Below are 19,073 nucleotides of genomic sequence, written 5' to 3'. Positions count from 1 at the left end.
CTCAACCGAGGCGCGCATTCTACAGCAGCCTCTGTATCTGTCAAGCGGTTATTTTAAGAAGCTTTCAAAGTTTCCTTTGCAACTTCAACCACTTGCGCTTCCGATCTCTCGTCAGCGGGAGGCGAATTCTACAGCGTTACACGCTGCTGTCAACACCTCTTTTTCTCCGCTTTCGACCGAGAAGATCGAATCGTTAACTCGGCGAAAACTTATTGCCGAACCAACTCCTTCGGGCTTCGATGAACTGAAGCGTGACCGCTGCCGAAAACCGTGTAACTCATTGAATCTCAAGGAGTTTTCCGTTTCGACTGCGCCGGAAGTGGGGCGAATTATAGAGAGATATAATTCGCCGTCAACACCTATTTTCAGTTTTATTCGGTTTTAAGCGTAATACGTGCAAAAGCCTTCTTTCCGGCCTGGCAAACATGAGTCGAGCCGACAGCCCATATAAAGGAACGCTCAACAACCTCACCATCTATACGAACACCACCCGAACCGAGCAGGTCACGCGCCATTGCCGAGTTCTTTACCAAGCCCGCCTTATTAAGGACAGCCGCGATCGGCATGTCTTCAGCAGCAGCCAGCTCGATCTCAGGCAGATCATCCGGCAGCTCACCATCCTTCATGCGGTTGCCCGCAGCACGATGAGCATTCGCTGCAGCCTCCTCACCATGGAAACGCGCAACGATTTCTTCAGCCAGCTTGATCTTGATATCCCGCGGATTCGCACCCGCCTCGACATCTGCCTTAAAGGAAAGAATCTCATCCATGGAGCGGAAGCTCAGCAGCTCGAAGTAACGCCACATCAACGCATCCGGAATGGAGACCAGCTTGCTATACATGACACCCGGTGCTTCCTGGATACCTACATAGTTACCCAGCGACTTGGACATCTTCTTGACGCCGTCCAACCCCTCGAGCAACGGCATCGTCAGAATGCACTGGGCCTCCTGACCATAACCGCGCTGCAGCTCACGCCCCATCAACAGATTGAACTTCTGATCGGTACCGCCCAACTCCACATCGGCACGCAGCGCCACCGAGTCATAACCCTGAACCAGCGGATAGAGGAACTCATGAATGGCAATGGGTTGATTGGTGGAATAGCGCTTGTCGAAGTCGTCACGCTCGAGCATGCGAGCAACGGTGTACTGGGAAGTCAGGCGAATGAAGTCCGCAGGTCCCATCTCGTCCATCCAGGTGGAGTTGAAGGCCACCTCGGTTTTCGCCGGATCAAGAATCTTGAACACCTGGCTCTTGTAGGTCTCGGCATTTTCGAGGACTTGCTCGCGAGTCAGCGGCGGACGGGTTGCACTCTTGCCACTCGGATCACCGATCATCCCAGTGAAGTCGCCGATCAGGAAGATCACCTGATGACCCAGATCCTGGAACTGGCGCAGCTTATTAATAAGCACGGTATGACCCAGGTGCAAATCCGGCGCCGTTGGGTCGAAGCCAGCCTTAATACGCAGCGGCTGACCGCGCTTGAGCTTTTCGATCAGCTCGGACTCGACCAACAACTCTTCTGCACCACGTTTGATCAGCGCTAGCTGCTCTTCAACCGACTTCATAACAGACCCGCAAGGCTCAGATTCAAAGGGAACCAACCATACAAGATCAGCGCCCAATTACAAGTTTTGCCCGGCGTACGGATAGCTTTCCACGAACAGGACGTCCGCAGGCTTGCTTAACAGATGATTTGGTTATATTTTATACAGTTATTTCATCTTCATCATGTCATTCATCTTTTCCAATTCATCTTTTCCAAAGTCAAAATTACTTATGATCACAGAACCGCCTAAAGCCCCGCCGCTTTATCCGAAGACCCACCTGCTCGCCGCAAGTGGTATCGCCGCCCTCCTCAGCCTGGCGCTCCTGGTATTCCCTTCCAGCGATGTAGAAGCCAAAAGAACAACTCTGAGCCTCGACTTGGAAAGCCCGGCCGAACAACTGACACAAGATCAAGACGCCGCAGACGCCGTACAAGCCACAAATGAAGCCGTAGCGTCCCCGTTCGCACAAATCGAAAACAGCCCCGAAGACACTGCGAAAACCACTGAAACCGCTCAAGAACAGCCAACTCCGGCCGTGGCGGAAGAAAAGAAGGCAGCGAATCACAGGGAAGTCATTGTTGCCAAGGGCGACACCCTTTCCACGCTATTCGAGAAGGTCGGCCTACCTGCCACTTCGGTGCATGACGTGTTGGCCAGCGACAAGCAAGCCAAGCAGTTCACCCAGTTGAAGCGCGGCCAGAAACTTGAGTTCGAACTGGGTCCGGACGGCCAGTTGAACAATCTGCACAGCAAGGTCAATGACCTGGAAAGCATCACCCTGACCAAAGGGCCAAAAGGCTTCGCCTTCAGCCGTATCACCGCCAAGCCCATGGTGCGCACGGCCTACGTTCATGGCGTGATCAACAGCTCGCTGTCGCAATCCGCAGCACGTGCCGGCCTCTCTCACAGTCTGACGATGGACATGGCCAACGTCTTTGGCTACGACATCGACTTCGCCCAGGATATTCGCCCCGGCGACGAGTTCGACGTGATCTACGAACAGACCGTCGTCAATGGTAAAGCCGTGGGTACCCGCAACATTCTCTCCGCCCGCTTCACCAACCGTGGCAAGACCTACACCGCGGTGCGCTACACCAACAAACAAGGCATGAGCAGTTATTACACCGCTGATGGCAATAGCATGCGCAAGGCCTTTATCCGTACGCCGGTGGACTTCGCACGTATCAGTTCGCGCTTCTCCATGGGCCGCAAACACCCGATCCTGAACAAGATCCGCGCTCACAAAGGCGTCGACTACGCAGCCCCGCGCGGTACGCCAATCAAGGCAGCCGGCGATGGCAAGGTGCTCTTGGCCGGGCGTCGTGGCGGATACGGCAACACCGTGATCATCCAGCACGGCAATGCTTACCGCACGCTGTACGGCCATATGCAAGGCTTCGCCAAAGGCGTCAAGACCGGCGGAACCGTCAAGCAGGGTCAGGTGATCGGTTACATCGGCACCACCGGGCTTTCCACGGGCCCGCATTTGCATTACGAGTTCCAGGTCAACGGCGTTCATGTCGATCCACTGGGCCAGAAGCTGCCAATGGCCGACCCGATCGCCAAAGCGGAACGCGCGCGCTTCCTGCAACAAAGCCAGCCGCTGATGGCGCGGATGGATCAGGAAAAAGCCACCCTGCTCGCTTCGAACAAGCGTTAAGCATGGCGCTCTATATAGGTGTGATGTCCGGGACCAGTCTTGATGGCCTGGATATCGCGCTCATCGAGCAAACACCGGCGATCAGGCTGATCGCCACGCATTACATTCCCATGCCTGAATCCCTGCGCGCCGAGCTGCTTGGCTTGTGCGCCAGCGGTCCCGATGAAATCGCCCGCTCCGCCATCGCCCAGCAAAACTGGGTAAAACTGGCCGCCGAGGCTATTCATAGCCTGCTTGCCCAACAGAAACTGAAACCCGCAGACATCCGCGCCATTGGCAGTCATGGCCAGACCATCCGCCACGAGCCCACCCGCGGCTTCACGGTCCAGATCGGCAACCCGGCATTACTGACAGAGCTGACCGGAATCACGGTTGTCAGCGACTTCCGCAGCCGCGACGTCGCCGCCGGCGGCCAGGGCGCTCCACTGGTACCGGCCTTTCATGAAGCGCTCTTTGATCAAAGCTGCGGCAAGCGCGCGGTCCTCAATGTTGGCGGCTTCAGCAACCTGAGCCTGATCGAGAGCGACAAGCCGGTTGCCGGCTTCGACTGCGGCCCGGGTAACGTCCTGCTGGATGCCTGGATCAATGCCCAGCGAGGAGAAAACTACGATCGCGATGGCCAATGGGCTGCCAGCGGTCAGGTTGAGCCGCTGCTGCTGAACGCGCTGCTCAGCGACCCATTCTTTGCCACTCAAGGCCCGAAGAGTACGGGTCGCGAGGTATTCAACCTGGAGTGGCTACAGGAACATCTGGCTCGCCTGCCAGTCTTGCCCCCAGAAAACGTACAGGCAACGCTCCTGGAGCTGACCGCGCTGACCATCGTCGAGTCGCTGCAAGCCGCGCAGACCGATACCCAGGAGCTGCTGGTCTGCGGTGGCGGCGCTCACAACTCGGCCTTGATGAATCGCCTGTCAAGCCTGCTGCCTAACACCGCGGTCAGCAGTACCGCCACCCATGGCGTCGATCCGGACTGGGTTGAAGCCATGGCATTCGCCTGGCTGGCCCACTGCTGCCTGGAAGGCATAGCCGCCAACCGCCCAAGTGTCACCGGCGCCCGCGGCTTGCGTATCCTGGGTGCGATCTACCCCGCCTGATCGCCAGACAGCAAGACGCCGCAGAGCCCGAAAGCCCTGCGGCGCTTGGTAAAACCTTATTCAGCGATCAGATCGAGAACGAAGACCCGCAACCGCAAGTGGTCGTGGCATTCGGATTCTTGATCACGAAACGCGAACCTTCCAGGCCTTCCTGATAATCCACCTCGGCACCCGCCAGGTACTGGAAGCTCATCGGATCGACCACCAGGCTGACGCCTTCGCGCTCGACGATGGTGTCGTCATCCGCGACTTCTTCATCGAAAGTGAAGCCGTACTGAAACCCTGAACAACCGCCGCCCGTAACGAATACGCGCAGCTTCAAGCGATCATTACCCTCTTCATCGACCAGGCTCTTCACCTTGTGCGCGGCACCGTGGGTAAATTGCAAAGCCGTGGGGGTGAAGGATTCGACGCTCATGCTGACTATCTCCCGGCGTTACGCCGCCATAATGCGTGATGACGCGCATTATCCGCTTCTCCCAGAAAAGCGGTCAACTATTGTTACGGTATATCAATAAGCCCAGGGCTCACCGCAACATGCAAAAAGGCCCATAACGGGCCTTTTGCTGAAGCAGGCAGACGCCTTAAGGCAGCATGCCGGCGTGGGACAGGCCCAGACGCTCGTCCAGACCGAACAGGATGTTCAGGTTCTGTACGGCCTGGCCCGACGCGCCTTTGACCAGGTTGTCGATCACCGACAACACGACCACCAGATCGCCATCCTGCGGACGGTGCACGGCAATCCGGCAGACGTTGGCGCCCCGCACGCTGCGGGTTTCCGGATGACTGCCCGCCGGCATCACATCCACGAACGGCTCGTTGGCATAACGTTTCTCGAACAGCGCCTGCAGGTCCACCGACTTGTCTACGACAGTGGAATAGAGCGTCGAGTGAATGCCACGGATCATCGGCGTCAGGTGCGGCACGAACGTCAGGCCGACATCCTTGCCCGCCGCACGACGCAGGCCCTGGCGAATCTCCGGCAGGTGACGATGACCTTTGACCGCATAGGCCTTCATGCTTTCCGAAGTCTCGGAGTACAGGGAGCCGACGCTGGCACCCCGACCCGCCCCGCTGACACCCGACTTGCAGTCGGCGATCAGCCGCGAAGTGTCGGCCAGCCCGGCTTCCAGCAATGGCAGGAAGCCGAGTTGGGTAGCGGTCGGGTAGCAACCCGGAACAGCGATCAGGCGTGCCTTCTTGATCTGCTCGCGATTGACTTCCGGCAGGCCATAGACGGCTTCGTCGAGCAACTCAGGGGCCCCATGGGGCTGGCCGTACCACTTGGCCCACTCATCGGCGTCCTGCAGACGGAAGTCCGCCGACAGGTCGATGACCTTGGTACCGGCAGCCAGCAGCTCACCCGCCAGGGCATGGGCAACGCCGTGCGGAGTCGCGAAGAACACCACATCGCAGGCACCAAGGGTCTTGATGTCCGGAACGCTGAATGCCAGGCCGTCATAGTGGCCTCGCAGGTTCGGGTACATATCGGCAACGGCAAGGCCTGCCTCGGATCGGGAAGTGATGACCACCACTTCTGCTTGCGGATGCTGTGCCAACAGACGCAGCAGTTCGACCCCGGTGTAACCCGTGCCGCCGACGATACCGACCTTGACCATAAACCTGCCCTCAACGAACCCACTGGAAAGCCGTCGATAATAGGGGCCGCGCGCCCCTGCGACAACCGTCAAGGTGACGTGCGGATGCTCCTGCCACTACTATCTTCGCTACCGTGAACCTGGGAATAACCGAAATGCTCTATCTGTGGCTCAAAGCCTTTCACATCGTCAGTCTGGTCTGCTGGTTTGCCGGTCTGTTCTACCTGCCGCGCCTGTTCGTTTATCACGCTCAAAGCGAAGACACGATCAGCAAGGAACGCTTCAGCATCATGGAGCGCAAGCTGTACCGCGGAATCATGGGCCCAGCGATGATTGCCACGCTGATTTTCGGTATCTGGCTGCTGAGCCTGAACCCCAGCGCCTACTTCGGCCAGGGCGGCTGGATGCATGCCAAGCTGACCCTGGTGGTCATCCTGATTGGCTACCACCATATGTGCGGCGCCCAGGTAAAACGTTTTGCCCGTGGCGAAAACACCCGCAGCCATGTCTTTTACCGCTGGTTCAATGAAGTGCCAGTTCTGGTATTGCTGGCTATCGTAATTCTGGTCGTCGTCCGGCCGTTCTAACTTCTACTAGCCGTCATTATTCGGGGTACTTCCAATGTCGCTGCCCGCTCTGCTCGAACAACGCTTGCGCCTGCCTGTCGTGGCTGCGCCGATGTTCCTGATTTCCAACCCACAACTGGTTCTGGCGTGCTGCCGCAATGGGGTGGTCGGCAGTTTCCCTGCCCTCAACCAGCGTGAAAGCAGTGGCTTCAAGGCCTGGCTGGAAGAAATCGAAGCAGGCCTTGCGACCCTGGAAAACCCCGCGCCCTATGCCGTCAACCTGATCGTGCATCACAGCAACCCACGCTTGAATGCCGACCTGGCGATCTGTATCGAACACAAGGTGCCTATCGTCATCACCAGCCTGGGAGCGGTGAAGGAACTGGTCGATGCAGTGCATGCCTATGGAGGCCTGGTCTTCCATGACGTCACCACCCGGCGCCACGCGGAAAAAGCCGCCGACGCCGGGGTCGATGGCCTGATCGCCGTAGCCGCCGGCGCCGGTGGCCACGCCGGGACCTGGAGCCCGTTCTCCCTGATCGCCGAAATCCGCCAGTTCTTCGACAAGACGCTGCTGCTGGCTGGCTGCCTGAACCACGGCCACGAGATCCTCGCCGCACAGTTGCTCGGCGCCGACCTCGCCTACTTCGGCACGCGTTTTATCGGCACCACGGAAAGCCATGCGCCGGAGGCCTACAAGGAGATGCTGCTGAGCGCCAAGGCCGCCGACATTGTGCACACCGCGGCAGTCTCCGGGGTTCCAGCAAGCTTCATGCGCCAAAGCCTGGAAAACGCCGGCTTCGACCTTGCCGCCCTGCAGGGCAAAGGCGAAGTCAACTTCGGCTCGAAACTCAAGCCGCTCAGCGATGAAGCCAAAGCCTGGAAAACCGTGTGGTCCGCCGGACAAGGCGTCGGTGAAATCGATGACTTGCCGAGCGTCGATCAACTGGTCGCCCGCCTGGACGCCGAATACCGTGCCGCGCAGGAACTGGCCGCCCGGCTACCGCAACGCTGGCCGCGCTGAATCGCTGATGTTTTTTGGCCAGCAACGGACGGCTGGCCTTAAACTGTCGCCCTGCGAAAGCCCTCTCTATATAGCCGACAAGGAAGCCCTGCATGAGCGAAGACCGTTTCAAGATCATATTTGACGGGGCTCTGCTTCCGGGTGTCGACATCGAACATGCCAAGCAGAAAATCGCCAAGCTGTTCAAAAGCGATATCGCCGCGATCGAGCCTCTGTTCAAGGGGCAAAACACCACCCTCAAGCGCGACCTCTCCCAACAGGACGCGGACATTTATCTCGCCGCGCTGAACCAGGCCGGGATCGCCCCACGCATCGAACCGGATCGTGCCCCAGGCGCCAGCCAACCGGCACCTCAGCCTGCCCCCCCAGCACCAGCGCCTTCGGTGGACTTGCCCCAGGCAGAACCCACCGTGACAAGTGACTGGCAACGCCCGGCCCCTACGCCGACGCCAGAACCCATGGCCGGCGCGGGTACTTCGCCCTACACCCCGCCTCAAGCCACAGTGGGCGATCCCCTTCCCGAGTTTGGCGAGCTGAAGTTCTACACCGTCGAAGGACGCATCGGGCGCCTGCGTTATCTCGCCTGGACCCTGGTGTTGATCCTGCTGACCACCCTGGCCGGCGGCTTCCTGACCGCAGCTCTGGTCGGCAACGGCCTGCAGGTGACGGGAATGATCTTCCTCGGCGTCGTAGCACTGGCCTTCGCCTATCTGAACATCACCATTTCCGTTCAGCGCCTGCATGACCTGGGCTGGTCGGGCTGGCTCTGGCTGTTGAACTTGCTGCCATTTGTGTACGCGGTGTTTCCGCTGCTGCTGGCGATCCTGCCGGGCAACACCGGCGCCAATCGTTACGGCGCGCCGCCTCCGCCAAACAGTGGAGCGGTCAAGGGGCTTGCCGCGCTGTGGATAATCGTCTTGCTGCTGTCCTTCATCGGTGGTCTCAGCTCGGTCTAGGGCGCCCAGAAACAGGAACAGCGAAAGCAGCGAGCCCGCCCCGGCCCCCTGTAGACTATCGGATTGAATTAACGCGCCGCTGCCTGGGACTTTTCCCTACAGGCAACCGGCCGTTGCAATGGAGAACCGCATGACCCGTTACGCTCTGATCACCGGCGCCTCCAGCGGCATAGGCCTGGCCCTGGCCGAAGCGCTGGCCCGGCGCGGCCGCAGCCTGATCCTGGTGGCCCGTCAGCGTGATCAGCTGGAAAGCATCGCCATCGAGTTGACCCAACGCTTTGGTGTGGAGGTGCTGTTCCGTGCCTGCGACCTGTCCGAGCCTTTGCGGCTTTCGGGTTTCCTGCTGGAGCTGGAGGAAGGCGACCGGCAGATCGATCTATTGGTGAACTGCGCCGGCATCGGCACCTGCGGCCCCTTCCTCGCCCAGGACTGGATGACCGAGCAGGACCTGATCGAAGTGAACATTCTGGCCCTCACCCGGCTGTGTCATGCCCTGGGCAACAGCATGGCCTTGCAGGGCGGCGGGCAGATTCTCAACGTCGCTTCGATCGCCGGCTTCTATCCCGGCCCCTGGATGAGCACCTACTACGCCAGCAAGGCCTATGTACTGCACTTCTCCGAAGGCCTGCGCGAAGAGCTGAAAAACAATGCAGTGAAGGTTTCCGTGCTCTGCCCTGGCCCGACCCGCACCGGTTTCTTTGATACCGCCCAGCTGAACACCAGCAAGCTTAACGACAGCAAACTGCTGATGAGCCCGGAAGAAGTCGCGCTGTACACCGTGCGCGCCCTGGACAAGAATCGCGCCATTATCATCCCCGGCCGCCGCAACCGCTGGTTTGCATTCAGCCCGCGCCTGGGTTCGCGCTGGCTGACCCGCAAGATTTCCGGCGCCGTCAACAAAGCCTATTGCCCGCGCTGACCTGGCAACCATCTAAGGCTGGGCGCACTCGGCTTGCCTGAGTACACTCAGCCCGGACCAACACAACGGAGAAACAGCTGTGGATACTCTGTTCACCAAGATCATCAACCGGGAAATACCGGCGAAGATCATCTATGAGGACGACCAGGTTCTGGCCTTCCACGATATCGCCCCACAGGCCCCCGTGCATTTCCTGGTAGTTCCGAAAAAGCCGGTACGCACCCTCAATGACCTGACCGAAGACGACAAGCTGCTGGCCGGACATATCCTGTTCACCGCCCAGCGTCTGGCCAGGGAGCTGGGCTGCGAAGAAGGCTTCCGGGTCGTCATGAACTGCAATGAACTCGGTGGCCAGACCGTGTATCACATTCACATGCACGTTCTGGGTCAGCGCCAGATGCACTGGCCGCCGGGCTGATCCCCATCCAAGGTGCGCGACAGCACACTCCTCGCCCGCTTTTGCCGAGAGTGTGCTGATCCAGCGCAGGCCTCTGCCCATCGATTGGGGTAAACTGGCCGCCGTGATTCTTCCCGGAGGTAAGCATGACTACCCAACGTCACTACTCGCCGATTGACCGTCTACTGCTGCAGGCAGATGCGGCAATGCGTACCTTGCTGCCCTTCAGCGGCCAGCCTTATCGCCCTTCCCCTGCCATCGTGCAGCCGGACGTACAGATGAGCGAAGAGGACACCAAGCATGTCGCCGGCCTGATGCGCATCAATCATACCGGCGAAGTCTGCGCCCAGGCGCTGTACCAGGGCCAGGCACTGACCGCCAAGCTGCCGCAAGTGCGCGCCGCCATGGAGCATGCCGCGGAAGAAGAAATCGATCACCTGGTCTGGTGCGAGCAACGCATTCACCAACTGGGTAGCCACACCAGCGTGCTCAACCCACTGTTTTATGGCATGTCGTTCGGCATCGGCGCAGTGGCCGGGCTGATCAGCGACAAGGTCAGCCTGGGTTTCGTGGCTGCCACCGAAGATCAGGTGTGCAAACACCTCAACGAACACCTTGAGCAATTGCCGGCCGAGGACGAAAAATCCCGGGCGATTCTCGAGCAGATGCGCATCGACGAAGAACAACACGCCGAAAGCGCCCTGGACGCGGGCGGATTCCGCTTCCCGGCGCCGGTAAAATTCGGCATGAGCCTACTGGCCAAGGTCATGACCAAAAGCACTTACCGGATCTGAGCGATACAAATCGCAGGTAAAAAAAGGGCGCTTTTTCAGCGCCCTTTCTTTTGCCGCGAATTCGGGAGGGTTGAATGGCGACTCAGCCGAGCTCGACGATTTCGTAATCGTGAGTGATGGCAACCCCGGCCGCACCGAGCATGATCGATGCCGAGCAGTATTTTTCCGCCGACAGCTCGATGGCGCGCTTGACCTGGGCTTCTTTCAACCCGCGGCCCTTGACCACGAAGTGCATGTGGATCTTGGTGAAGACCTTGGGGTCCTCGGTCGCACGCTCGGCGTCGAGGAAGGCTTCGCAACTTTCGACAGCCTGGCGGGATTTCTTCAGGATGCTGACCACATCGAAGTTGCTGCAACCGCCTACGCCGAGCAGGAGCATTTCCATCGGGCGCACGCCCAGGTTACGACCACCGGCTTCCGGCGGGCCATCCATTACCACCACATGACCGCTGCCCGATTCCCCGAGGAACATGGCTTCGCCAGCCCATTGGATGCGTGCCTTCATCGCCAAGACTCCACTGCTAAAAAAGGGTCGCCAGCTTAGCACAGGGGCCCGGGATGGCAGCGCTTTGCCTGTTCGGGTGCCACACTCAGTTCTGATAGGAAAATTCTTAATTACCCAAAGGAAGCGTCTGTTAAGCTGGCGCCAAATCACTGGCGCATTGCCAGCTATCGGCGATCAGCTTGACCGCCCCATAAAAAAACCAAATCACACCGTGCTGTCTTTTCGGGATACAACCATGGTTGCTCTTGCCCCTACACCCAAGATCAAGAACCTCGACAAGCTGTTGATGCATTGCCAGCGCCGCCGCTATCAGGCCAAGAGCAACATCATCTGCGCCGGCGATCAGTCGGACATGCTGTTCTTCATCGTCAAAGGCTCGGTCACCATCCTGATCGAAGATGACGACGGTCGGGAAATGATCATCGCCTATCTCAATGCCGGGGATTTTTTCGGCGAGCTGGGCCTGTTCGAACAGGCCGGGCATGAGCAGCAACGCAGCGCCTGGGTACGGGCCAAGGTCGAATGTGAAGTCGCGGAGATCAGCTATGCAAAATTCCGTGAGCTGTCCCAACAGGACCCGGACATTCTGTACGTGCTCAGCGGCCAGATCGCCCAGCGCCTGCGCAACACCACCCGCAAGGTCGGCGACCTGGCGTTCTTCGATGTCACCGGGCGCGTGGCCCGCTGCCTGCTCGAACTGTGCAAGCAGCCAGATGCCATGACCCATCCGGATGGAATGCAGATCAAGGTGACCCGCCAGGAAATCGGGCGGATCGTCGGCTGCTCAAGGGAGATGGTCGGCCGGGTGCTCAAGGACCTCGAAGAACGCAACCTGGTCCATGTCAAAGGCAAGACCATGGTGGTGTTCGGCACCCGTTAGAGCGGCAGGAACTGCGCCAGCATCTGCCGGTACAGGGTATCCAGGCGCTCGATGGCATTCGGCGCGGCGAATGCCTCATGCAAGGCGATATGGCTCTCGGCGCGGCAACGCTGCTCCAGGCCACAGGCCTGATTGAAACGATTGACCGCCGCCACCATGGTTTCCCGCTCGTCATCCAGCAACAGCGCGCCATGCACCAACCCAACCGGACGCGTTCCCCCCTTGCTCTGGCGCCAACGCTGGGCGGTGCCGACCATCTTGCGCCCGTTGAGATTGACGTTGAACCGACCATCGCAGAAAGCGCCCTCGACTTCACCCAGGGAGGGCTCGCCTCCCAGCTCGGAAAGCAGGTCGCAGATCGGCTGACACAAACGGCGATAACCGGTTTCGATCCGGTTCTGATCACCCTCGCTGCGAGGCGGCGCATAAACCAGCGCGATATTGACCGTCGCCGCCGATTGCGGCACCGGCTCCCCACCGGTTTCTCGCAGCAACACCGGCCAGCCACTGGCGGCCAGCGCGTCGCAGGCCTGATCGAACCCCGGCAAACGGCTCAAGCGTCGCGGCATCACCAGCGCTCTGTCGCTCGGCTGCCAGAACAACAGGCCGTACTCCTGGTCACCGCTGCATACCTGGGCGAGCAGATCCTGTTCGGCCTGCAGGCCGGCTTCGACGGTCAGGGAAAGGGGCTGGATCATGGCAGTAAAGGTCCTTTGCGCTAGGTATAAAAAAGCCGGCGGCGCCGGCTTCTTCATCAACTCGGGTTCAGTCCAGGGTCGAACCGCTCACCGGCACGCCACGTTCCGGGAAGAACAGGCGTTGCAGTTCCAGGCCTGGGCTCTCGGCCCGCATAAAGGCCTCGCCCACCAGGAAGGAGTAAACGTCGCTGATTTCCATCAGCTCGACATCGGCCCGGTTGAGGATACCGCTCTCGGTGATCACCAGACGATCGCGCGGAATCTGCGGCAACAGATCGAGGGTGGTCTCCAGATTGACCTCGAAGGTGTGCAGGTTACGGTTGTTGATACCCACCAGCGGCGTGTCGAGGGTTTTCAGGGCACGCTCCAGCTCATCGCCATCATGCACTTCGACCAGCACATCGAGACCCACGCCTTTGGCCACGGCAGCCAGTTCAGCCATCCTGGCATCATCCAGCGCGGCCACGATCAGCAGCACGCAGTCGGCCCCCAATGCGCGGGCTTCGACGATCTGGTACGGATCGATCATGAAGTCCTTGCGAATCACCGGCAACGAACAGGCGGCACGCGCCTGTTGCAGATAGGCATCGGCGCCCTGGAAATAATCGATATCGGTGAGTACCGACAGGCAGGTCGCGCCGCCCTTCTCATAGCTCTTGGCGATCTCTGCCGGGACGAAATGCTCACGGATCACGCCTTTGCTCGGCGAGGCTTTCTTGATTTCGGCGATCACCGCCGGCTGCTTGAGCTTGGCCTGGTCGAGCAGCGCCTTGGCAAAGCCGCGCGGCGCATCCGCGACACGGGCCTGGCCTTCAAGTTCGGCCAGGCTTACTCGTGCGCTACGCTCAGCCACTTCCTCGACCTTGCGGGCGAGGATTTTTTCCAGAACCGTCGGCACACTCATCCTTCATTCTCCTGCTTGAATACCGCGGTAAAGGCACCCAACTCCTCAAGCTTCTCGCGAGCCAGCCCAGTGTGCAAAGCGTCATGGGCCAGGGCCACGCCCTCTTTCAGGCTGCTGGCATGGTCCGCCGCATAGAGCGCGGCACCGGCATTGAGCACGATCATCTCCGCCGCCTTCTGCCCGTGCTCGGTCTTGCGCCGCCCCAGGGCATCACGAATCAACTCGAGCGATGCCGCCGGGCTTTCGACCACCAGGCCGAACAAGCTCTGGCTCTTTATGCCGAGGTCTTCGGGCTGAACCCAATATTCAGTGATCTGGTCGTCCTTCAGCTCGGCGACGAAGGTCGGCGCGGCGAGGCTGAATTCATCCAGGCCATCCTGAGAGTGCACCACCAGCACGTGCTTGCTGCCCAGGCGTTGCAAAACCTCGGCCAACGGCCGGCACAACGCCTGAGTGAACACACCCACCACCTGATGTTTCACACCGGCCGGATTCGTAAGCGGGCCAAGCATATTGAACAGGGTGCGCAGGCCGAGATCGCGGCGCGGGCCAGCGGCGTACTTCATGGCACCGTGATGGGACTGGGCGAACATGAAGCCGATGCCGACGTTGTCGATACAGCGGGCGACCTGTACCGGCGTCAGGTTCAGGTAGATACCGGCGGATTCGAGCAGGTCGGCACTGCCGCTTTTCCCGGACACCGCGCGGTTGCCGTGCTTGGCCACCGTGCAACCGGCTGCGGCGACTACAAAGGAAGAAGCCGTGGACACGTTGAAGATGTTCGCACCGTCACCGCCGGTGCCGACCACATCGACCACACCGTCGAGGGTTTTCAGCTCGACCTTGTCCGCCAGCTCGCGCATGACCGAAACAGCGCCGACGATTTCGTCGATGCTTTCGCTTTTCATGCGCATGGCCATCATGAAGGCGCCAATCTGTGCATCGGTGCACTGGCCGGTCATGATTTCACGCATGACTTGGCGCATTTCATCGGTGCTCAGATCGAGATGGCCGACGATACGGCTCAGGGCAGTCTTGATATCCATGGAAAGTCCTTAGCGCGTGCCGCCGCTCTGTTTGAGGAAGTTGGCGAACAGCTCGTGGCCCTGCTCGGTGAGAATAGACTCGGGGTGAAACTGCACACCCTCGATGTTCAGCGTCTTGTGGCGCAGCCCCATGATCTCGTCGACGGAGCCGTCTTCCAGTTGGGTCCAGGCGGTGAGTTCGAGGCAGTCCGGCAACGTATCGTGCTTGACCACCAGGGAATGGTAACGGGTCACGGTCAGCGGATGGTTCAGACCGGCGAATACGCCCTTGTCCTGGTGAAATACCGGGCTAGTCTTACCGTGCATCACCTGCCGCGCGCGCACCACGTCGCCGCCAAAGGCCTGGCCAATCGACTGGTGGCCCAGGCAGACACCCAGGATCGGCAGCTTGCCGGCGAAATGCTTGATCGCTTCGATGGACACACCGGCTTCGGTCGGTGTGCAAGGACCGGGCGACACGACGATCCGCTCAGGGTTGAGCGCTTCGATTTCAGCCACGGTCAGTTCGTCGTTGCGCACCACCTTGACCTCGGCACCCAGCTCGCCAAGGTATTGCACAACGTTATAGGTAAAGGAGTCGTAGTTATCGATCATCAGCAACATGGGGATTACAACCTCTTGAATTCACTGACTTTTAATACAGCCTTCAGTGGATTGCCCGCTGGCAGGCCCGCCGGAGGTTGCAATCACTCAACCAGCACAAGCGGAGTCGAACAGGGGTAAAGAAGGCAAAACGGTACAGGTCCGGCCGGGCCGGCAGAGAAAAGTTAGGCGCGCCAACGCCAACGGGCGTGTGCCTTAACAACTCGCATCAAGAGTTTGCTGACGATCAACACGGGGAAGGTCTCATTCATACGTTCAGGCACAGTAACTTAGCTGAGCAGAGGGTGCAATATGGCGGGGCCCGCGCCCGGATAAACAAGCGATATGGCTTATCGCCATAGCTGAAACGCAAAAGTTTTTGGTACTGTCGTTTCGTTCTCTACAACAATAAATAAAACGGACTTGCTCATGATCAAAAAGACGTTGTTCGTACCACTCGCCGGCAGTCTTTTGTCCCTGGCCTGCGCTCAAGCGATCGCAGCCCCTTCCCCCTATTCCAGCTTTATCGTGTTCGGCGACAGCCTCAGCGATGCCGGGCAATTCGCCGATCCCGGCGGTCCCGCGGGCGCGACCCAGCGCTTTACCAACCGTACCGGGCCGGTTTACCTGGATGGTAGCGGGGAAGTCCGCTCCGCCAACTCGACGCAATTGCTGGGAGCCAGACTGGGCTTCTCGGACGACCTGCTCGCCGCGTCGACCTCGGCGACCCGCGCCAGCGAAGGCTTGCCTGATGGCAACAACTGGGCCGTCGGCGGTTATCGCACCGACCAGATCCTCGATTCGATTACCACCACCTCGACCGCCGGCAGCCGTAGCCGCCCCGGCTATCTGGTAGCCAACGATTTCCGCGCCGACCCGAACGCCCTTTATTACCTGTCGGGCGGCGGCAACGACTTCCTCCAGGGCCGCGTCACCAGTCTTGACCAGGCCAACGCCGCGGCCGGCCGCCTGGTGGACAGCGTGCAAACTCTGCAACAGGCCGGCGCCCGCTACATCATGGTCTGGCTGTTGCCGGATATCGGCCTGACCCCGGCAATCAACGGCAGCCCGTTGCAAGGGTTCACTTCCCAGCTCAGTGCCCAATTCAATACCGAACTGGTCCGACAGCTGCAGACGGTCGATGCCGAAGTCATTCCCCTCAATATTCCCGTGCTGTTGAAGGAAAGCTTCGCCAACCCGGCACAGTTCGGCCTGGCCACCGACCAGAACCTCACCGCCACCTGCTTCAGTGGCAATGGCTGCACGGAAAACGCCCGCTATGGCATTCACAGCGCCACGCCGGACCCAAGCAAGCTGATCTACAACGACGCGGTCCACCCCACCGAAGCCGGCCAGCGGCTGATCGCCGATTACGCTTACTCCTTGCTGGCGGCACCCTGGGAAATAACCCTGCTCCCGGAAATGGCCCAGGGCACCCTGCGCGCGCACCAGGATGAACTGCGCAACCAATGGCAGGCCGACTGGGAAAACTGGCAGGGCGTGGGGCAATGGCGGGCGATTGTCGCCGCGGGTGGCCAGCACCAGGACTTCGACAGCCAGCGCAGCGGCGCCAGCGCCGACGGTAACGGCTTGAACCTGAACATCGGCGGCAGCTACCGGCTCGACGAGGCCTGGCGAGTGGGTGTGCTGGCCGGCGCCTATCGGCAGAAGCTCGAGGCGGGCAACAACGACTCGGACTACAAACTCAACACCTACCTGGGCACCGCCTTCGTCCAGTACCAGCAAAACCGCTGGTGGGCCGACGCGGCAGCCACCGCCGGGCACCTGGACTACGACAACCTCAAGCGCAAATTCGCCCTGGGGCCCAACGAGCGCGGGGAAAAAGGCGACACCAGCGGCGACGTCCTGGCCTTCAGCGCTCGCCTGGGCTACGACATCGCGCAGCAGGCCAGCAGCCCGTGGCACCTGTCGCCGTTCATCAGCGCCGACTACGCGCGGGTCAAGGTCGACGGTTACTCCGAGGACGGCAACGACTCCACCGCCCTGACCTTCGATGACCAGAAACGCACGTCGCGGCGCCTGGGCATCGGCCTGCAAGGCAAGTATCAGATCACCCGGCAAACCCAGGTGTTCGGCGAAATCGCCCATGAAAAGGAATACGAGGACGATACCCAGAAGCTGACCATGGCCCTCAACAGCCTGCCGGACAACCGCTACACCCTCGAAGGCTATACCCCGCAGACCAACCTGAATCGCCTGAACCTCGGGGTCAGCCACAAGCTCACCCAGGACCTGGCCTTGCGCGCCAGCTACAACATCCGCAAGGACGATGACTTCACCCAGCAAGGCATCAACGTTGGCGTCAGCCTCGACTTCTAGTAGAGAGCAGGCAATAAAAAACGCTGCCCCCCGCAAGGAGGCAGCGTTTTTTATGGCTCGCTGTCCGACTCAGCTATCGGGCGTCTGCTCAGCCAAGGCCACCGCGCGGAACATCGCGCGACGCTTGTTCAGGGTTTCTTCCCATTCCAGCGCAGGCACCGAGTCGGCGACGATACCGCCACCGGCCTGCACATGCAGCTCGCCGTCCTTGATCACCGCCGTACGAATGGCGATGGCGGTGTCCATGTTGCCGTTCCAGGCGAAATAACCTACCGCCCCGCCATACACGCCACGCTTGACCGGCTCCAGCTCGTCGATGATTTCCATCGCGCGAATCTTCGGCGCACCGGACAAGGTACCCGCCGGCAGAATCGCCCGCAGCGCGTCCATCGCGGTCAGTCCGGCCTTCAACTGGCCAGTGACGTTGGAAACGATGTGCATCACGTTGGAATAACGCTCGATCACCATCTTCTCGGTGAGCTTCACCGAACCGATCTCGGAAACCCGCCCGGTGTCGTTGCGCCCCAGGTCGATCAGCATCAGGTGTTCGGCGATTTCCTTGTCGTCGGACAACAGGTCCTTCTCCAGCGCCAGATCCGCCTCTTCGTTGGCGCCGCGTGGGCGGGTGCCGGCGATCGGGCGAACGGTGATCAGGTTGTCTTCGACCCGCACCAGCACTTCCGGCGAACTGCCGACCACATGGAAGTCGCCGAAGTTGAAGAAGTACATGTAAGGCGTCGGATTGAAGCAACGCAGGGCGCGATACAGGTCGATCGGCGCCGCCTTGAAATCGATGGACATGCGCTGCGACGGCACCACCTGCATGCAGTCGCCCGCCAGGATGTACTCCTTGATGGTATCGACGGCACGCTCGTAGTCACCCTGGGTGAAGCTGGAGCGGAACACCAGGTCGGCCGCCTGCTGCTTGCTGAAGTCCAGGCCAGGACGCGGGGTCATGGGCTGGCGCAGCTTCTCCAGCAACGCTTGCAGGAGTGCCTGGCCTTGCTCGAAGGCATCGTCCCGGGACGGGTCGGCGAGGACGATGGCGTGCATCTTGCCGGCGAGGTTATCGAACACCACCACGGCGTCGGAGACCATCAACAGAATGTCCGGCACACCGATCGGATCCGGGTTCGGACATTTGCCCAGGCGCTTCTCCACATAACGCACACAGTCGTAACCGAAGTAGCCGACCAGGCCACCATTGAAGCGCGGCAGGCCAGCGATGGTCGGCACCTGGTAGCGCGCCTTGAACTCTTCGACGAACGCCAGCGGGTCGGCCACGTCATGGCTTTCGGTCTCGACGCCATCGACGGTGATGCTGACATGGTGGTCATGCACCCGCAGCACGGTGCGGCAGGGCAAGCCGATGATCGAATAACGGCCCCATTTCTCGCCGCCCTGCACCGACTCCAGCAGGTAGGAGTTGGGCTGGTCGGCCAGTTTCAGGTAGATCGACAGCGGCGTGTCGAAGTCGGCCAGGGTTTCGCAGGCAAGCGGGATGCGGTTGTAGCCGGCAGCGGCCAAACGCAGGAATTCTTCGCGGATCATGGGGTG

At 60.3% G+C, this 19,073-nt stretch carries 19 protein-coding genes and 1 pseudogene; 11 read left to right on the top strand and 9 right to left on the bottom strand.

Annotated features, from left to right (window positions below; all coding sequences use genetic code 11):
• Window positions 1–385 (top strand): annotated as a pseudogene (locus tag BMY68_RS30140) (hypothetical protein); the annotation flags it as partial.
• Here BMY68_RS30140 and tyrS read toward each other — a convergent pair.
• A complete protein-coding gene (gene tyrS / locus BMY68_RS18000) occupies window positions 372–1,571 on the bottom strand; it encodes a tyrosine--tRNA ligase (protein ID WP_085533163.1) in 1,200 nt (399 codons plus the stop codon). The pseudogene BMY68_RS30140 and the gene tyrS sit on opposite strands and share 14 nt — an antisense overlap.
• Before the next feature lie 211 nt (window positions 1,572–1,782).
• Between tyrS and BMY68_RS17995 the strand changes: the two genes are divergently transcribed.
• Window positions 1,783–3,213 (top strand): peptidoglycan DD-metalloendopeptidase family protein, encoded by a 1,431-nt coding sequence (locus BMY68_RS17995; protein ID WP_062824444.1) that lies wholly within the window; start codon window positions 1,783–1,785, stop codon window positions 3,211–3,213.
• Window positions 3,214–3,215: 2 nt separating this feature from the next.
• Window positions 3,216–4,307 carry an anhydro-N-acetylmuramic acid kinase gene (locus BMY68_RS17990; protein ID WP_085533161.1) on the top strand — a complete coding sequence of 364 codons (1,092 nt, stop codon included), beginning with the start codon at window positions 3,216–3,218 and terminating at the stop codon, window positions 4,305–4,307.
• 67 nt (window positions 4,308–4,374) lie between these two features.
• Here the strand turns inward: BMY68_RS17990 and erpA are convergent, their stop codons facing one another.
• Complete coding sequence (gene erpA / locus BMY68_RS17985; RefSeq protein ID WP_007906865.1) at window positions 4,375–4,725, bottom strand: iron-sulfur cluster insertion protein ErpA; 351 nt, start codon at window positions 4,723–4,725, stop codon at window positions 4,375–4,377.
• Window positions 4,726–4,891: 166 nt separating this feature from the next.
• Window positions 4,892–5,926 (bottom strand): N-acetyl-gamma-glutamyl-phosphate reductase, encoded by a 1,035-nt coding sequence (gene argC, locus BMY68_RS17980; protein WP_009045860.1) that lies wholly within the window; start codon window positions 5,924–5,926, stop codon window positions 4,892–4,894.
• A 134-nt stretch (window positions 5,927–6,060) separates the two neighbouring features.
• Here argC and hemJ point away from each other — a divergent pair, with 134 nt between their 5' ends.
• The 6 genes from hemJ to coq7 all read left to right on the top strand — a co-directional run bounded on the left by hemJ (window position 6,061) and on the right by coq7 (window position 10,561).
• The gene (hemJ, locus tag BMY68_RS17975) at window positions 6,061–6,492 is read left to right on the top strand and encodes a protoporphyrinogen oxidase HemJ (RefSeq protein WP_007930191.1); all 432 of its coding nucleotides are present in this window, start codon (window positions 6,061–6,063) and stop codon (window positions 6,490–6,492) included.
• A 34-nt stretch (window positions 6,493–6,526) separates the two neighbouring features.
• Window positions 6,527–7,495: an NAD(P)H-dependent flavin oxidoreductase gene (locus BMY68_RS17970; RefSeq protein ID WP_085533159.1), complete on the top strand. Its 969-nt coding sequence runs from the start codon at window positions 6,527–6,529 to the stop codon at window positions 7,493–7,495.
• A 92-nt stretch (window positions 7,496–7,587) separates the two neighbouring features.
• A complete protein-coding gene (locus BMY68_RS17965) occupies window positions 7,588–8,451 on the top strand; it encodes a DUF805 domain-containing protein (protein ID WP_085533157.1) in 864 nt (287 codons plus the stop codon).
• A gap of 130 nt (window positions 8,452–8,581) precedes the next feature.
• Window positions 8,582–9,370, top strand: coding sequence for an SDR family NAD(P)-dependent oxidoreductase (locus BMY68_RS17960; protein ID WP_007930181.1), 789 nt, complete (start codon window positions 8,582–8,584; stop codon window positions 9,368–9,370).
• Window positions 9,371–9,449: 79 nt separating this feature from the next.
• On the top strand, window positions 9,450–9,788 hold the full coding sequence (locus tag BMY68_RS17955) for a histidine triad nucleotide-binding protein (RefSeq protein WP_007930180.1): 339 nt from the start codon (window positions 9,450–9,452) through the stop codon (window positions 9,786–9,788).
• Between the two features lie 125 nt (window positions 9,789–9,913).
• Window positions 9,914–10,561 (top strand): 2-polyprenyl-3-methyl-6-methoxy-1,4-benzoquinone monooxygenase, encoded by a 648-nt coding sequence (coq7, locus tag BMY68_RS17950; RefSeq protein WP_007930179.1) that lies wholly within the window; start codon window positions 9,914–9,916, stop codon window positions 10,559–10,561.
• A gap of 82 nt (window positions 10,562–10,643) precedes the next feature.
• On the opposite strand, the gene BMY68_RS17945 is transcribed toward coq7, so the two are convergent.
• Window positions 10,644–11,066, bottom strand: coding sequence for an OsmC family protein (locus tag BMY68_RS17945; RefSeq protein WP_009045862.1), 423 nt, complete (start codon window positions 11,064–11,066; stop codon window positions 10,644–10,646).
• A gap of 235 nt (window positions 11,067–11,301) precedes the next feature.
• Here BMY68_RS17945 and crp point away from each other — a divergent pair, with 235 nt between their 5' ends.
• Window positions 11,302–11,946: a cAMP-activated global transcriptional regulator CRP gene (gene crp / locus BMY68_RS17940; RefSeq protein ID WP_085533156.1), complete on the top strand. Its 645-nt coding sequence runs from the start codon at window positions 11,302–11,304 to the stop codon at window positions 11,944–11,946.
• On the opposite strand, the gene BMY68_RS17935 is transcribed toward crp, so the two are convergent.
• From BMY68_RS17935 to BMY68_RS17920, 4 genes are all read right to left on the bottom strand, one after another.
• Window positions 11,943–12,644, bottom strand: coding sequence for a lipoate--protein ligase family protein (locus BMY68_RS17935; protein WP_085533154.1), 702 nt, complete (start codon window positions 12,642–12,644; stop codon window positions 11,943–11,945). The genes crp and BMY68_RS17935 overlap by 4 nt on opposite strands.
• Window positions 12,645–12,711: 67 nt before the next feature.
• Window positions 12,712–13,548 carry an indole-3-glycerol phosphate synthase TrpC gene (gene trpC / locus BMY68_RS17930; protein ID WP_009045864.1) on the bottom strand — a complete coding sequence of 279 codons (837 nt, stop codon included), beginning with the start codon at window positions 13,546–13,548 and terminating at the stop codon, window positions 12,712–12,714.
• Window positions 13,545–14,594 (bottom strand): anthranilate phosphoribosyltransferase, encoded by a 1,050-nt coding sequence (gene trpD, locus BMY68_RS17925; RefSeq protein ID WP_009045865.1) that lies wholly within the window; start codon window positions 14,592–14,594, stop codon window positions 13,545–13,547. The genes trpC and trpD overlap by 4 nt, the downstream gene beginning before the upstream one ends.
• 9 nt (window positions 14,595–14,603) lie before the next feature.
• Window positions 14,604–15,197, bottom strand: a complete 594-nt coding sequence (locus tag BMY68_RS17920; protein ID WP_007930170.1) for an aminodeoxychorismate/anthranilate synthase component II — start codon at window positions 15,195–15,197, stop codon at window positions 14,604–14,606.
• A gap of 408 nt (window positions 15,198–15,605) precedes the next feature.
• Between BMY68_RS17920 and estP the strand changes: the two genes are divergently transcribed.
• Window positions 15,606–17,516: an esterase EstP gene (gene estP, locus BMY68_RS17915; protein ID WP_085533152.1), complete on the top strand. Its 1,911-nt coding sequence runs from the start codon at window positions 15,606–15,608 to the stop codon at window positions 17,514–17,516.
• A gap of 69 nt (window positions 17,517–17,585) precedes the next feature.
• Here the strand turns inward: estP and trpE are convergent, their stop codons facing one another.
• Window positions 17,586–19,067 carry an anthranilate synthase component I gene (gene trpE / locus BMY68_RS17910; RefSeq protein WP_062824437.1) on the bottom strand — a complete coding sequence of 494 codons (1,482 nt, stop codon included), beginning with the start codon at window positions 19,065–19,067 and terminating at the stop codon, window positions 17,586–17,588.
• Window positions 19,068–19,073 lie beyond the last annotated feature (6 nt).

The organism is Pseudomonas sp. NFACC41-3, from assembly GCF_900109505.1.
Lineage (GTDB): Bacteria > Pseudomonadota > Gammaproteobacteria > Pseudomonadales > Pseudomonadaceae > Aquipseudomonas > Aquipseudomonas chlororaphis.
Note: the sequence above shows the minus strand (reverse complement) of the source record. Positions and strands in the feature narration are given on the sequence as shown.